This window comes from Amycolatopsis sp. (genome assembly GCF_035276945.1).
Classification (GTDB): Bacteria; Actinomycetota; Actinomycetes; order Mycobacteriales; family Pseudonocardiaceae; genus Amycolatopsis_E.
Genome location: NZ_DATELF010000008.1, coordinates 16,078 through 32,630 on the forward strand (window position 1 = coordinate 16,078; position 16,553 = coordinate 32,630).

Annotated in this window: 1 protein-coding gene; it reads left to right on the plus strand. The window is 72.9% G+C overall.

Translation table 11 applies throughout. The annotated features are described in order from the left end of the window. Positions 1-20 precede the first annotated feature (20 nt). The coding region (locus VJT49_RS00900; protein WP_324162123.1) for a non-ribosomal peptide synthetase at positions 21-16,553 on the plus strand (16,533 nt) is incomplete at its 3' end.

Here is a 16,553-nt window from a genome sequence, read left to right on the forward strand (position 1 = left end):
ACGTCGAGGAGGAGGCTGGAGTGGCCGAGCAGGATCGCGGGCTGCCCCTGTCGGCGGCACAGTACGACATCTGGCTCGCCCAGCGGATCGGCGGGCCGAGCGCGGTCTACAACTGCGGCGAGTACATGGAGATCGGCGGGGCGCTCGACGTGCCGCTGTTCGAAACCGCGTTGCGGCGCGCCGTCGAGGAGACCCCGTCGCTCAACGTCCGCCTCGTCGAGCGCCCGGACGGTCCGTACCAGATCGTCGCGCCCGCCGAGTGGTCGCTGGAGGTCACCGATCTGCGTGCCGAGGCGGACCCGGCTGCCGTCGCCGCGGAGCGGATGCGCCAGGACTTGTCCGTCCCCGCGGATCCGGTGAACCGGCCGCTGTTCGCCCATGCGCTCTGGCGGGTCGCCGACGCCGGATATCTGTGGTACCAGCGCTACAACCACGTCGTCATGGACGCCTACGGCTGGTCGATCTTCGGCAGGCGCGTGGCCGAGATCTACACGGCCTTGGTGCGCGACAGCCCGTACCAGCCCGCCCGGTCCGGCACCGTCGGGCAACTGCTCGCCGAGCAGCGCGGCTACCGTGCCTCCGCCGATTACGAGACCGACCGGGACTACTGGGTGGGGCGGTTCGCGGACCGGCCGGAGCCGGTGAACCTGACCTCGTCCGGCGCGGCGGGCGGCCGCGCCACCGGCGGGCTCGCCGGACCGAGCGCGCGTGGGCTGGGTGCCGCCGCCCCCGGACTGACGTGGCCGAACGTCGTCGTCGCGACGGCCGCGGCGTACTTCAGCCGGTTGACCGGCCGCCGGGAGGTCGTGTTCAGCGTGGTGCTGACCGGCCGGGTGAGTGCGCTCGCCGGCCGGACCCCGGCGACGATGGCGAACATCGTCCCCGTGCGGATCCGGGTCGATCCGCGCGAAGACATCGTCACGCTCGCCCGACGCGTCCGCGACGAACTGGGTGAAGCCGCGCGGCACCAGCGTTTCCGCGGTGAGGAACTGCGAAGACAGCTCGACTGGCCGCCGGGCAGGCGGCAGTTCGGGCCGTTGGTGAACGTGGTCACCTTCGACCGCGACCTGGACTTCGCCGGTGTCACGGCGAGCCGCCACGACCTGTCGGTGCCCCCCGTCGAGGACCTGATGATCACCGTCAGGGGCAGGCCGGACAGCGGGCGGATCCAGGTGGACGTCGACGGCGTCAGTGGCCCGGACTGTGACCTGTCCGCGCACCACCGAGCGTTCCTGAACTTGCTCGAGGCCGTGGTCGCCACGCCCCGGCGTGCCGTCGGACGGCTGGACACCCTGGCCGGGGCGGACCGGCGCCAGGTGGTCGAGACGTGGAACGACACCTCGTGGCCGGTCGCCGACGCGAGCCTGCCGTCGCTGTTCGCCGCCCAGGTCGGCCGGACTCCCGACGACGTCGCTGTCGTGGACGAGACGGGGAGCCTGACCTACGCCGAGCTGGACGCGCGGTCGAACCAGGTGGCGCGCTGGCTGCGCGACCGGGGCGCGGGCCCGGGCAGCCGGGTCGCGATCCTGCTGCCGAGGTCGCTCGACCTGGTGGCGGTGCTCTGGGGAGTGTGCAAGTCGGGCGCCGCGTACGTGCCGGTCGATCCGGACTATCCCGCCGCCCGCATCGCCTACGTCCTCGAGGACGCCGCGCCCGCCGTTGTGGTCACTCCGGAACTGTGGCAGCGCACGGAACTCGCCGCCGTCTCCGCCGCCCCGCTCGACCTCGTCGTCGTGCCCGGCCTCCCGGCCTACGTCATCTACACGTCCGGGTCGACCGGCCGTCCCAAAGGGGTCGTGGTCAGCCACCGGTCGATCGTCAACCGCCTGCTGTGGATGCGGCACATTTACCGGCTCACCGGCGCCGACCGGGTGCTGCACAAGACGCCGACCGGCTTCGACGTGTCGGTGTGGGAGCTGTTCTGGCCCCTGCTCGCCGGCGCCGCACTGGTGCTGGCCCGCCCCGGCGGGCACCGCGATCCGGCGTACCTGGTGGCGGCGAGCAAGCGGTTCGGCGTCACGGTCGCCCATTTCGTGCCGGCCATGCTGGCCGCGTTCGTCCGGGAGGTCGAGCCCGGCGAGCGGCTGGGCCTGCGGCAAGTGGTGTGCAGCGGTGAGGCGCTCCCGCCCGGCCTGGTTGCCGAGTTCCGCGAGCGGGTGGGCGTGCCGCTGGCGAACCTGTACGGGCCCACCGAGGCCGCCGTCGATGTGACCTACTGGGACTGCCCGGCAGACGGCGACCCCGCGGTGGTGCCGATCGGGCGCCCGGTGTGGAACACCGGGGTGTTCGTGCTGGACGAGTCCCTCCGGCCGGTCGGGCCCGGGATCACCGGGGAGCTGTACCTGACCGGCGTGCAGCTCGCTCTGGGCTACGCCGGGAGTGCGGCGCTGACCGCGGGAAGGTTCGTCGCTTCGCCGTTCGCCAGTGGATGCCGGATGTACCGAACCGGGGACCGGGCGTACTGGTCCGCGGAGGGCCAGTTGTGTTACGCGGGCCGCAGCGACGATCAGGTGAAGATCCGCGGGTTCCGGATCGAGCCGGGTGAGGTCGAGGCGGCACTGTCCGCGCACGAGAGCGTCGTCCGGGCCGTGGTGCTCGCCAGGGAGGACCAGCCGGGAGCGCGACGCCTGGTCGGTTACGTGGTGCCCGCGGCGGGCCGGGCCGTGGACTCCTTGGCACTGCTGGACTTCGTCGCGCGGACGCTGCCCGAGCACCTGGTCCCGGCCGCGGTCGTCGTGCTCGACGCGCTTCCCGTCACCGCCAACGGAAAGCTCGACCGGGCCGCGCTCCCCGCCCCGGAGTTCGGCGGGGAGGGACGTGCCCCGTCCGGCCCGCTCGAAGAAGCGGTCGGCGAGCAGTTCGCCGAGGTGCTCGGGCTGGCCGGAGTCGGCGCCGAGGAGCGGTTTTTCGCACTGGGCGGGGATTCCCTGCTCGCGGTGCGCCTGATCGCGCGGATCCGCTCGGCACTGGACGCCGAGATCACCCTCGGCGAGTTCTTCGCCGAGCCGACGGTCGCCGGGCTGGCTCGCGCGGTCGTCCGTGCTCGCGGCGGCGTCCTGCGCGACAGGATGACCGCGGTGCCCCGCCCGCCGCTGCTGCCGTTGTCGTTCGGCCAGCAACGCATGTGGGTGCTCAACCAACTGGCCGAGGCGGGCCTGGGCGCGGCGTACCAGATCCCGATCGTGCTGCGGCTCACCGGCGAGCCGGACGTGTCCGCGCTGGCCGCCGCGTTCCGCGACGTCGCCGGTCGGCACCAGATCCTGCGCACGGTCTTCCCGAAAGACGACGCAGGTCTGCCGCGCCAGCTCGTGCTGGACGGCCCCGCCGGGGAGCCGGAGCTGCGGACGAGCCCGGCGGGCGCGCTCGATCTGACCACCGGGTTCGACCTCGCCGCCGAGCTGCCGTGGCGGCTCGAGCTGCGGCGCGAGTCCGCGTCGGCACATCTGCTGGTCGTGCTGGCCCACCACATCGCGATGGACGGCTGGTCCAAGGGGGTACTGGCCCGGGACCTGGCCACGGCGTACGCCGCGCGCCGGGACGGCCGTGCCCCGCGGTGGGCGCCGCCGCCCGTGCAGTACGCCGACTACGCGATCTGGCAGCGCGAGATGCTGGGCGAGCCGGACGACCCGGACAGCGTGCTGAGCAGGCAGCTGGCGCATTGGCGCGACGTTCTCGCCGGGCTGCCCGACCAGCTGGATCTGCCTGCCGACCGCAACCGTCCGGCGGTCTCCTCCTTTCGCGGCGCGGCCGTGCCGTTCGCGATCGAACCGCGGGTGCACGCCGGGCTGCTCGATGTCGCGGAGCACGGCAACGCGACCCTTTTCATGGTGGTGCAGGCCGCGCTCGCGGTGTTGCTGACCCGGCTCGGCGCGGGCACCGACGTCCCGATCGGCACCGCCGTCGCGGGGCGCACGGACGACGCCCTCGACGACCTCGTCGGGTTTTTCGTGAACACGCTGGTGCTGCGGACCGACGTGAGCGGTGACCCGAGTTTCGCCGAGTTGGTCGCCCGGGTGCGGGAAACCGATCTGGCCGCGTATACCCACCAGGACGTGCCGTTCGAACGGCTGGTGGACGAGCTCAACCCGCCGCGGTCGCTGTCCCGCCATCCGCTGTTCCAGGTAATGCTCGTACTGCAGAACACTCCGCCCGCGGGCTGGGAGCTGCCCGGTCTCACCGTCACCGAGCTGGACGAGACAGAACTGGGCGACATCGCCGCTCCGGCGCGGTTCGACCTGTCGGTGACACTGACCGAGCACCGCGGCCCCGGACGGGCGCCCGCGGGCATCGAGGGCAGCGTGCGGTACGCCGTCGACCTGTTCGAGCGTCCCACCGCGACGCGGCTGGCCGACCGCCTTCGCCGCGTGCTCGAGCAGGTGGCGAAGGATCCGGACCGGCCGGTCAGCCGGTACGACGTGCTGCTCGAAGACGAGGCCGGCGGGCAAGAAGACACCGAACCCGTTGCCGTGGCTACCTTTCCCGAGTTGTTCGCTGCCCAGGTGGCGCGCACCCCGGACGCGATCGCGCTGGACGGTGGCGACGCCGTCCTCACCTACGCCGAGCTCGATCGGCGGACGGATCAGGTGGCGGGACAACTCGCCGCCCGGGGCATCGGCCCCGAGGACCGCGTCGGCGTCCTGCTGGAGCGCGGACCCGAACTCATCGTCGTCCTGCTCGGCGTGCTCAAGGCGGGCGCGACGTACCTCCCGATCGATCCGGCCCACCCAGCCGCCCGGATCGGGTTCGTGCTCGCCGACGCCGGACCCGCGCTCGTGGTGTGTTCGGCGCGCACCGGACGGCTGCTGCCCGATGGTCCGGACCAGGTCCGGCCGGAGACGCTGCGGCAGGGTACGGCCGCCTGGTCCGCGCCCGTGCTCCGGCCCGCGCATCCGGCGTACCTGATCTACACCTCGGGGTCGACCGGCACGCCGAAGGGCGTCCTGGTGTCGCACAAGGGGTTCGCGAGCATGGCCGCCGAGCAGGTGGACCGGTTCGGCGGCGGCCCGGGAACGCGCGTGCTGCAGTTCGCGTCAGCCAGTTTCGACGCTTCGATCGCGGAGCTGGTGCTGGCGGTGCTGTCCGGCGCCACCCTGGTCGTGCCGCCGGCCGAGGAGATGCCGCCGTTCCGGCCGGTGGAGGACGTCCTCGCCGAGCACCGGATCACCCACGTGACCCTGCCGCCGTCGGTGCTGGCCGGTATCCCGGCGTTGCCGTCCTGCCTGACCTCGCTCGTGGTGGCGGGCGAGGCGTGCCCGCCGGCACTGGCCGGACGATGGGGCGAAAAGCTCAGCCTGGTCAACGCGTACGGGCCGACGGAGAGCACGGTGTGCGCGACGCAGTCCGCGCCGCTGCGGCCGGATCCGTCCCGCACGGCGGTCCCGATCGGTGTACCGGCCCGGGACACCCGGGTCCATCTGCTCGACGAGTTCCTGCGGCCGGTCGCGCCCGGGGTCGTCGGCGAGATCTACCTGTCCGGTCCAGGGCTGGCCCGCGGCTACGCCGGCCGGGCCGCGCTCACCGCCGAGCGGTTCGTGGCCTGCCCGTTCCGCGCGGACCGCATGTACCGCACCGGTGACCTGGCGCGCCGGACGTCCGGCGGGCAGCTGGTGTTCGCCGGACGCGGCGACGACCAGGTGAAGATCCGCGGGTTCCGCATCGAACCGGCCGAAATCGAAGCGGCGGTGACCGCGTGCGAAGGCGTCGCACGGGCAGCGGTGATCGCCCGCGAGGAACAGCCGGGAACCCAACGCCTGGCGTGTTACGTCGTGGCCGAACGCGCGCCGCTCGACGTCGCCGCGCTGCGCGAGGCGGTGGCCGCCCGGCTGCCCGGCTACCTGGTCCCCGCCGCGTTCGTCGTGCTGGACGACCTGCCGGTGACGGTGAACGGCAAGCTCGACCGGGATGCGCTGCCCGCGCCCGTTTCCGGTGTGTCCGGCCGTGCGCCCGCGACCCCGGCCGAGGAACTGGTGTGCGGCCTGTTCGGTGAGGTACTCGGTCTGGAGCGGGTGCGCGCGGACAGCTCGTTCTTCGACCTGGGCGGCGATTCGCTGCTGGCGATGCGGCTGGTCGTCCGGGTGCGGGCGGTGCTGGACGTGGAGATCACCGTCCGGGACCTCTTCGAAGCACCCTCGCCCGCCGGGCTCGCGCGGGCGGCGCACCGGCTGCGCGGCACGCCGGCCCGGGCCGCGCTGACCGCGCGGAAGCGCCCGGACGTGCTGCCGCTGTCGTCCGGCCAGCTGCGCATGTGGTTCCTCAACGGTTTGGCGGCGGCCGGGGCGGGCGCCGCCTACAACGCGCCGCTCGCGATCCGGCTGACCGGGCGCCTGGATCGGGACGCGCTGCGGGCCGCGCTCGGCGACCTCGCCGACCGGCACGAAATCCTGCGCACGGTGTTCCCGGACAGCGACGGGCACCCGCGTCAGCACATCCGGCGAGGCGCCGACGGCCACCCGGAGCTGACGGTCCGCGAGATCACCGAGGCCGAGCTGCCCGGGGTGCTCGAGGCCGCCGCCCGGACCGGGTTCGACCTGACCGCCGGCCTGCCGTGGCGGACCGAACTGCTCGTGCTCTCCGCCGACGAGTGCGTGCTTTTGCTGGTGGCACACCACATCGCGGTCGACGGCTGGTCGATGGGGGTGCTGGCTGCGGACCTGCGCACGGCGTACACGGCGCGCCGCGACGGGCACGCCCCCGGCTGGGCGCCGCTGCCGGTCCAGTACGCCGATTACGCGCTCTGGCAACGAGAACTGCTCGGCGACCCCGACGATCCGGCGAGCATGGTCGGCGAGCAGCTCGGCTACTGGCGCGAGGCGCTGGCCGGGCTGCCCGAGGAGCTGGCCCTGCCCGCGGACCGCAGCCGGGCGGCCGTGCCGTCGTTCGACGGCGGGGCGGTGCCGGTGCGGCTCGACGCCGCCACGCACGACGGCCTCGTGCGCGTCGCGCGCGACGGCTCGGCGACCGTGTTCATGGTGCTGCAGGCGGCTTTGGCGGTGCTGCTTTCCCGGGCCGGTGCGGGCACCGACATCCCGATCGGCACGCCCGTGGCCGGTCGCGGCGACCCCGCGCTGGAAAACCTGGCCGGGTTCTTCGTGAACACGCTCGTGCTGCGCACCGACGTCGGCGGTGACCCGGCGTTCACCGATGTGCTGGCGCGGGTGCGCCGGACCGGCCTGGCCGCCTACGCGCACCAGGAGTTGCCGTTCGAGCGGCTGGTGGACGAGCTGGCACCGGAGCGCACCTTGGCCCGGCACCCGCTGTTCCAGGTCATGCTCACCCTGCGCAACACGCCCGAGACCGAGTGGATGCTGCCCGGACTGGCCGTGCAGGCCGGCGACATCGACTTCGAGCCCGCTCGGTTCGACCTGTCCTTCACCTTCACCGAGCGGCGCGACGACCGCGGGGAACCCGCCGGGATAGCGGGGGAGCTGCGGTATGCGGCCGACCTGTTCGACGAGTCCACGGCGGCTTCCCTTGCCGCGCGCCTGACTCTGGTTCTGGAACAGGTCGCTGCCGATCCACGGCGGCGCGTCAGCGAACTGGAAGTGCTGACCCAGGATGAAAGGCGGTGCGTGCTCGACGGGTGGCAGGGCGCGGTGCCCGCTGCCCCGGCCGAGACGCTGCCGGGCTTGTTCGCGGCGCAGGTGGCCCGGACGCCGGCCGCGGTCGCCGTCGTCGACGGGAATGTGGTGCTGACCTACGCCGAGCTGGACGAGCGGGCGAACCGGGTCGCGAACTGGTTGCTGCACAGGGGAGTGCGGCCGGAGGACCGGGTCGGCGTGGTGCTGGTGCGGTCGGCGGATCTGGTCGCGGTGTTGCTGGGGGTGCTGAAGGCGGGCGCGGCGTACGTGCCGGTCGACCCTGGGCACCCGGCCGGCCGGATCGCGCGGATGCTGGACGACGCGCGGGTGCAGGTGGTGCTCACGGACACTGCTGTCGACGAGGTGCTGGCCGCGGAGAGCGTTGGGGCACCGGACGTTCCGGCCTCGCCGGAGAGTTTGGCGTATGTGATGTTCACGTCGGGTTCGACGGGGACGCCGAAGGGTGTGGCGGTCACGCACGCCAACATCGTGGCTTTCGTCCTGGATCGGTGCTGGGATTCCGGGATGGCCGAGCGGGTGCTGGTGCAGGCCAATCACGCGTTCGATGCCTCGACGTATGAATTGTGGGTTCCGTTGGTGCGCGGTGGTTGCCTGGTGTTGTTGCCGCCGGGGACCGAACGTGCGGCGGTGATTACCGAACACCAGGTGACGAACGTGCACGCGACCGCGGGGTTGTTCCGGGTGCTCGCGGAGGAGTCACCGGAGATTTTCGCCGGAATACGAGAGGTTTCCACGGGTGGCGATGTCGTTTCGGCGTCGGCGATCCGGGCATTGTCGGCCGCGTATCCGGATTTGGTGGTGCGGACGACGTACGGGCCGACGGAAACCACCGCGTTCACCACTCAGCTCGCGTTCCGTGCGGGCGACGAGGTACCGGACTCGGTGCCGCTCGGGCAGCCGATGGACGGCAGCCGGACGTTCGTGCTGGACGAGTTCCTGCAGCCCGTGCCGCCCGGGGTGACGGGGGAGCTGTACGTCGCCGGGTCCGGGGTGGCGCGGGGTTACGCGGGTTCGCCGCGGCCGACCGCGGAGCGGTTTTTGGCCTGTCCGTTCGGGAACGGGCGAATGTACCGCACCGGTGACCTGGCGCGCTGGAACCGCGACGGGCAACTGCTGTTCGCCGGCCGCGCCGACGAGCAGGTGAAGATCCGCGGGTTCCGGGTCGAACCCGCGGAGGTGGAAGCCGTGCTGGCCGGGCACCCGGGTGTCGGCCAGGCGGCGGTGGTGGTGCGCGAGGACGCGCCGGGCGGCAAGCGGCTGGTCGGCTACGTCGTGCCTGCCGACGGACAGGTCGACCCCGACACGCTGCGCACGGATATCGCGCAGGTTCTGCCGGATTACCTTGTCCCGTCGGCGATTCTGCCGCTCGACACGCTGCCGGTCACGGTCAACGGGAAGCTCGACCGCGCCGCGCTGCCCGCTCCGGAGCTGGACCCCGAGCCTGGGCGTGCGCCGGCCACCGCGCTCGAAGCGACGCTGTGCGAGCTGTTCTCCGACATCCTCGGCCACGACGGGATCGGCGTCGACGACTCCTTCTTCGCGCTCGGCGGCGACTCGATCATGTCGATGCTGCTGGTCGCGAGGGCGCGCCGCGCGGGCGTCGGCCTCACCGCCCGGCAGGTGTTCGAACGACCGACGCCCGCCGCGCTCGCGGCCGTCGCCGAACAGGTCGCCGGTCCGGATGCCGGGCAGGGCGGCGGCGTCGGCGTCGTGCCACTTACCCCCGCGATGCGCGAGCTGGTCGCGAAGGCGGGCGAGGTCGCTCTCACTGGGAAGTTCGCACAGTCCACAGTGGTCTCCACTCCGTCCGATGTGGACGAAGAGCGCCTGCTCGGCGCGGTGCGGGCGCTGCTGGCGCACCACGACGTGCTGCGGGCGCGGTACACCGACGGGCAGCTGGTCGTCCCCGGGCCGGACGACGGGGTGCGGGCCGCGGACTGCCTGCGGATCGGCACCGCCGACGTGCCGGGCGAACTCGCCCGTGCGGTCGGTGAACTGCGGCCGGATGCCGGCGTGCTGCTCCGGCTCGTCTGGTGGCCCGACCGGCGGCGGTTGCTGATCGTGGCGCACCACCTGGTGGTGGACGGCGTTTCCTGGCAGATCCTGCTGCCCGATCTGGCCGAAGCGTATGCCGGCGGCGAGCTGTCCGGCGGGACGTCGTGGCGGCACTGGGCAGAGGTGGTGGCGGCGCAGGCGGTGGACGCGGAGCGAGTGGCCGAGCTGCCGTCGTGGACGCGGGTCCTGGACGGCCGGGTGACCACCGTCGCCGAGCGCGCGCTGGACCCGGCGGTGGACACCGAAGGCCGCGGCATGCGGCGGGCGTCGGCGACCGTCCCGGCGCCGGTCGCCACCCGGCTGGTGACCCGGATATCCGGCGATTTCCACGCCGGCGTAACCGAAATCCTGCTCGCCGGGCTGGTCGCGGCGCTGGCCGAGCGGGGCGCGCCGGACGGCGGCCTGCTGGTCGACGTCGAAGGACACGGCCGGGTGCCGCTGCGGGAGGAGATGGATCTCAGCCGGACGGTCGGCTGGTTCGCCGGATCGCACCCGGTCCGGCTCGACCCCGGGCCGATCGATCTCGCCGAGGTGCGCCGCGGCGGCGCCGAGGTGGGCCGGCTGGTCAAGCGGATCAAGGAGCAGGTGCGCGACGTGCCTGGCGACGGGCTCGGGTACGCGATGCTCCGGTACCTGAACCCGGACACCGCTCCGGCGTTCGCGCGGCTGCCCGTCGCCGAGGTCGGGTTCAACTACCTCGGCCGGTTCGCCGGAGCGGGCGGCGACTGGCGGCCGCTCGGCGATTCCGCGTTCGTCACCACGACAGATCCGCGCGCGGCGGCCACGCACGCGCTGGAAGCCGTGGCGCTGGTGCGCGAGGAGACGGACGGGCCGGCGCTGACGGTGTCGCTGACCGGCCCGGCCGGACTGTGGGACGAGGCCGCGCTCGGACAACTGGCCGCCGGGTGGACGGCGATGCTGACCGGGCTGGCCGGGCACGAGGGTGGCGGGCACACGCCGTCGGACTTCCCGTTGCTCGACCTCGGCCAGGACGACGTGGACGAGCTCGAGGCCGCCGTGCCGGGCCTGGCCGACGTATGGCCGCTTTCGCCGTTGCAGGAAGGCATGTTGTTCCACTCCGGGCACGCGGGGAACGGCCGCGACCCGTATGTGGAACAGATCTCCGTCGAGCTGGCCGGCGACCTCGACGTGGCGCTGCTCCGCACGTCGTGGCAGGCGCTGACCGATCGCCACGCGAGCCTGCGCGCCGGGTTCCGGCAGCCCGCGGGCCTGTCGCGGCCGGTGCAGGTGGTCGAAGTGGAAGCCGTGTTGCCGTGGCGCGAAGCGGACCTTTCGCGAGAGTCCACTGTGGACGCAGACCGGCTGATGGCGGCCGAGCTCGCGCGGTTCGACCCGACCCGGCCGCCGCTGCTGCGGGTGCTGCTGATCCGGCTCGGCGACGAGGAGTACCGGCTGGTGCTGACGATGCACCACATCGTCCTGGACGGCTGGTCGCTGCCCGTGCTTTTCGACGAGCTGTCCCGGATCTACGCCCACGGCGGGGACCCGGCCTGTCTCGCGCCGCCGCCGTCGTTCGGCGACTACCTGGCCTGGCTGGACCGGCAGGACGTGCCCACCGCTCGCGAAGCCTGGCGTGACGAGCTGGCCGGTACGACCGAGCCGACACTGATCGGCCCGCCCGGCGCGAGCCCGGAACCGGGGCCGCCACGCAAGATCACCGTGGCGCTCGACCGGGCGGTGACCGAGGGGCTGCGCGAGTTGACCCGTTCGCGCGGGCTGACGGTGAACACGCTCGTCCAGGGACTCTGGGCGGTGCTGGTGGGGACGCAGACCGGCCGCTCGGACGTGGTGTTCGGCGTGACCGTCGCCAATCGTCCCGCCGATCTCGCCGGGGCGGAGCGGGCGCTCGGCCTGTTCATGAACACGGTGCCGGTGCGGGTGCGGCTACGCCCGGACGAGCCGTTCTTGGCTCTGCTGAGCGGTTTGCAGGCGCGTCAGTCGGCGCTGATCGCGCACCAGTACCTGGGGCTGGCCGAGATCCAGCGCGCGGCCGGGCCCGGCGCGACCTTCGACACGGTGCTGGCCTACGAGAGCTATCCGCGCGATCCGGACGGGCCGCTGAGGTTCGACGGGGTGCGGGTCGGCGAGCTGGACGGCGAGGACACCGCGCACTATCCCTTGCTGCTGGGCGTCATCCCGGGCGACGAGCTGCTGCTGCGGTTCGACTACCGGCCGGATGTGCTGGACGAGGCGGCGGCGCGGGCGCTCGCGGGCCGGTTCACCCGGTTCGCCGCCCAGCTGGCCGCGGACCCTGGACTGCGGGTGGCGGACTTCGCGCTGCTGGACGACGCCGAACGGCGGATGGTCGTCGACGACTGGAACGCCACCGCACGGCCGTCACCGGCGTGTTCGCTCGCCGAGCTGATCGAGGCGCAGGCCGCCCGCACCCCCGACGCGCCGGCCGTGGTCGGCGACGGCGTGACGCTGACGTACGCGGAACTGGACACGCGGGCCAACCGCATGGCGTGGTGGCTGCGCGAGCAAGGCACCGGCCTGCAGAGCCGGGTCGGCGTCGTGCTGCCGCGTTCGGCCGACCTGGTGGTGGTGCTGCTCGGCGTCGCCAAGGCGGGCGCCGCCTATGTCCCGCTCGATCCGGCACACCCGGCGGAGCGGGCGAAGGCGATGCTGGCTGACGCCTGTGTCGACCTGGTCGTACGCGAGCTGCCCGCCGATCTGGATTCGCGGCCGGGCACACCCGTCGGCCCGCGAGTACCGGCGGACTGCGCGGCGTACGTGATGTTCACATCGGGGTCGACCGGGACGCCGAAGGGCGTGGCGGTCACCCACGCCAACATCGTGGGTTTTGTGCTGGACCGGTGCTGGGACACCGGGACGGCCGACCGGATCCTGGTGCACGCCAATCACGCTTTCGACGCTTCGACGTACGAGTTGTGGGTTGCGTTGGTGCGGGGTGGGTGTCTGGTGCTGGCGCCGGTGGGTGAGGTGGATGCGGTGCGGTGGGGCCGGGTGATCGCCGAGCATCGGGTGACGAAAATGCATGTGACGGCGGGGTTGTTCCGGGTGCTGGTAGAGGAGTCGCCGGAGTTTTTCGCTGGGGTGCAGGAGGTTTGCGCGGGTGGCGACGTGGTTTCCGCGTCGGCGATCCGAACCTTGTTGACGGCGCATCCGGATGTGGTGGTGAGGGCGACGTACGGGCCGACGGAAACCACCGCGTTCACCACACAGTTGGCGTTCCGCTCAGGCGACGAGGTGCCGGATTCGGTGCCGCTCGGCCATCCGATGGACAACACCAGGGTCTACGTGCTGGACGAGTTCCTGCGTCCGGTACCGCCGGGAGTGACCGGTGAGCTGTATGTGGCGGGGTCGGGTGTGGCGCGAGGTTACGACGGCAAGGCGGGGTTGACGGCTGGGTGGTTCGTGGCGTGTCCGTCCGGCGGGCGGATGTACCGGACCGGGGATCTGGCGGGCTGGACCGTCGACGGGCTGCTGACGTTCGCCGGGCGTGCTGATGATCAGGTCAAGATCCGCGGCTTCCGCGTCGAGCCCGGTGAAGTGGAAGCCGCGCTGGCTGGGCTCGAGCAGGTCGGTCAGGCCGCGGTGGTCGTGCGGGAGGACGAGCCGGGAATCAAACGTCTGGTCGGCTACGTCGTCCCGGCCGACGGGCCCGTCGACACCGGCGCGCTGCGCACGTATCTGGCGGGGCTGCTGCCCGACTACCTGGTGCCCGCCGCGGTGGTGTTGGTGGATTCCTTGCCGGTGACGGCGAACGGCAAACTCGACCGGGCCGCGTTGCCCGCTCCCGGGCGGGCCGCGGCGAGCCGGGCTCCCGCGACGCCGCGGGAAGTGGTGCTGTGCAAGGCGTTCGCCGAGGTGCTCGGCCGTGACCCGGTCGGCGCCGACGATTCCTTCTTCGACCTCGGCGGCGACTCGATCCTGTCCATGCTGGTGGTGGCCAGGGCCCGCCGGGAAGGACTGTCGATCAGCACCCGGCAGGTGTTCGAGGAGCGCACCCCGGCCGCGCTCGCACGGGTGGCCCGGGCGGCCGCGGCGGCGCACCAGGGCAGTGGCACGGGAACCGTTCCCCTCACCCCGGTGATGCGCGAACTGGCCGAGCGATCCGGTGAGATCGCGCTGACCGGGATGTTCGCGCAGTCGAAGCTGGTGCGGGTCCCGGCGGGCCTCGCGCTCGACACGCTGGTGGACGCGGTCCAGGCGGTCCTGGATCACCACGACCTGCTGCGTGCCCGGCTCGAACTCCGCGAACTGGTCGTGCCACCGGTCGGTGCCGGGATGACGGCCGGGGCGTGCGTCCGCCGGGCCACCTCCGGCGACGTAGCCGCCGAAGAACGCGGTGCGGCACGGCGGCTGGACCCCCAGGCCGGGGTGATGCTTCAGGCCGTCTGGTTCGACCACGGCCCGGACGAGGCCGGACGGCTGCTCATCGTGGCACACCACCTGGCCGTCGACGGGGTGTCCTGGCGCGTGCTGCTGCCCGACCTGGCAGGAGCCTACGCCGCGGTGGCGCGGCGGCGGCCTGCCGTGCTCGATCCGGTGGGCACTTCCTTCCGGGACTGGGCGGTCACGCTTACTGAGCGGGCCGCCGGACGCCGGGCCGAACTTCCCGCGTGGATCCGAGTTCTCGACGGTCCCGGCACAGCGCTCGCCGGGCGCGCGCTCGACCCCGCGGTAGACACTGTGGACGGAGGGATGTGCCGGGCTTCCCTGTGCATCCCCGCGGCGACGGCCGGGCGGCTCACGACCGAACTGCCCGCGGCCTACTACGCGGGCGTCGACCAGGTGCTGCTGACCGGTCTGGTCGCCGCGCTCGCGCAGCGGAACGGCGGGCTGTCCGGCGGCGTGCTGGTGGACGTCGAAGGGCACGGCCGGGAGCCGTTGTCCGAGGACATGGACCTGACCCGCACGGTCGGCTGGTTCACCAGCACGCACCCCGTGCGGCTCGATCCGGGGACGGCCGACTATGCCGACGTCCGCGCGGGCGGCCCGGCGGCGGGCGGAATGCTGCTGCGGATCAAGGAGCAGCTCGCCGCCGTCCCTGGCGACGGGCTCGGGTACGGGATGCTGCGCTACCTCGACCCCGAGTCCGCGCCCGCTTTCACCGGGCTTCCGGGGGCGCAGCTGGGTTTCAACTACCTCGGCCGCTTCGCTGCCGGGACGGCGTCCGGTGACTGGCAGCCGATCGACGAGACCGTCCTCGGCGGCGCGACCGACGGCCGGGTGGCTTTTTCGCATGCGCTGGAGGCCACGGCACTGGTCCGCGACCTGGCCGGCGGCCCGGAGCTGACCGTGACGCTGACCGGCCCGGCGGGCCTGTTCGACGAGGCCGCGCTGTCCGCGCTGCTGGCGGACTGGGCCGCGATGCTGGACGGGCTCGCGCGCTGCGGGGGCGGCGGGCACTCCCCGTCGGACTTCCCGCTGGTCGCGCTGGACCAGGCCGAGGTGTCCGAATTGGACACCGCTGTCGGTGGACTGTCCGACGTGTGGCCGCTGTCGCCGCTGCAGGAGGGGCTGTTCTTCCTGTCCGGCTACGACGGGCAAACCGGAAACGCCTATATCTGGCAACGAATTCTGGACATCGAGGGGGCGCTCGACGTCGCCGTGCTGCGCGCGTCCTGGCAGGCGCTGCTCGACCGGCACGCCGGTCTCCGTGCCTCCTTCCGTCAGCTGTCCGGTCTCGGTGAGGCGGTCCAGCCGATCTCGACGCGAGTGGCCGCGCCGTGGCGGGAGGCGGACCTGTCCCATCTGTCCACAGTAGACATGACGGTGGAGGCGCAGCGGCTCGCCGAAGAACAGCGCGCACGGTTCGACCTCGCCACACCGCCCCTGCTGAGACTGCTGCTGATCCGGCTCGGTGACGATCGGCACCGGCTGGTGGTGACCATGCACCACCTGGTGCTGGACGGCTGGTCGCTGCCCATCCTGTTCGAAGAGCTTTCCGAGATCTACGCCGCGGGTGGTGCGGCGCACGCGCTGCCGCCCGCCCGGTCCTATCGGGACTACCTCGCGTGGCTCGCGGCGCAGGACCACGAAGCCGCCGCCGATGCTTGGCGAACGGCACTGGCCGGGGTCGGCGAGGGGACTCTGGTCGCGCCGGGACACACCGCTGCCGAGCCGGTCCGGCACCTGGCCGGGCGGGCCGACCGGCGGCTCGCGGACGCGCTGCGGGCGCTGGCCGCGGCGCACGGGCTGACGCTCAGCACCATCGTCCAGGGCGCGTGGGGCGTGCTCGTGGGAATGCTGACCGGTCGCACGGACGTGGTCTTCGGCGCGACGGTCGCCACCCGGCCCGCCGAGCTGCCCGGCGCCGAGCGGACGCCGGGCCTGTTCATCAACACGGTGCCGGTGCGGGTCGTGCTCGATCCGGCGTGGCCGTTCGCGGAACTGCTGGCCGAGCTGCAGCGGCAGCACACCGGGCTGTTCGACCACCAGTACCTGGGGCTCGCCGACATCCAGCGCGCCGCGGGCGAGGGCGCCGCCTTCGACACGCTGACGGTGTACCAGAACTACCCCGGCGCCCCGTCCGGGCGGCGGGAACTGGGCGGCCTGCCCCTGACCATGGTCGGCGGCGACGACGCCGCGCACTATCCGCTCACGCTGGTGACCACGCCGGGCGACGAGCTGGAGCTGCGGCTGGAGTACCGGCCGGACGTGTTCGCCGAGCCGGCGGTCCGGGCGCTGGTGGACCGGCTGCTGCGGATCCTGGCGCGCGTCGCCGCCGACCCGCGGGTGCGGGTGCGTGACGTCGACCTGCTCACCCGTGCCGAACGTGAGCAGGTCGCGCACACCTGGAACACCACGGCCGCCGCGCCCGGGACGGCGTTGGTGCCGGATCTTTTTTCGCGTCAGGTGTGGCGGACGCCGGGGGCGGTTGCGGTGGTGTCGGTGGGGGCTCGGTTGTCC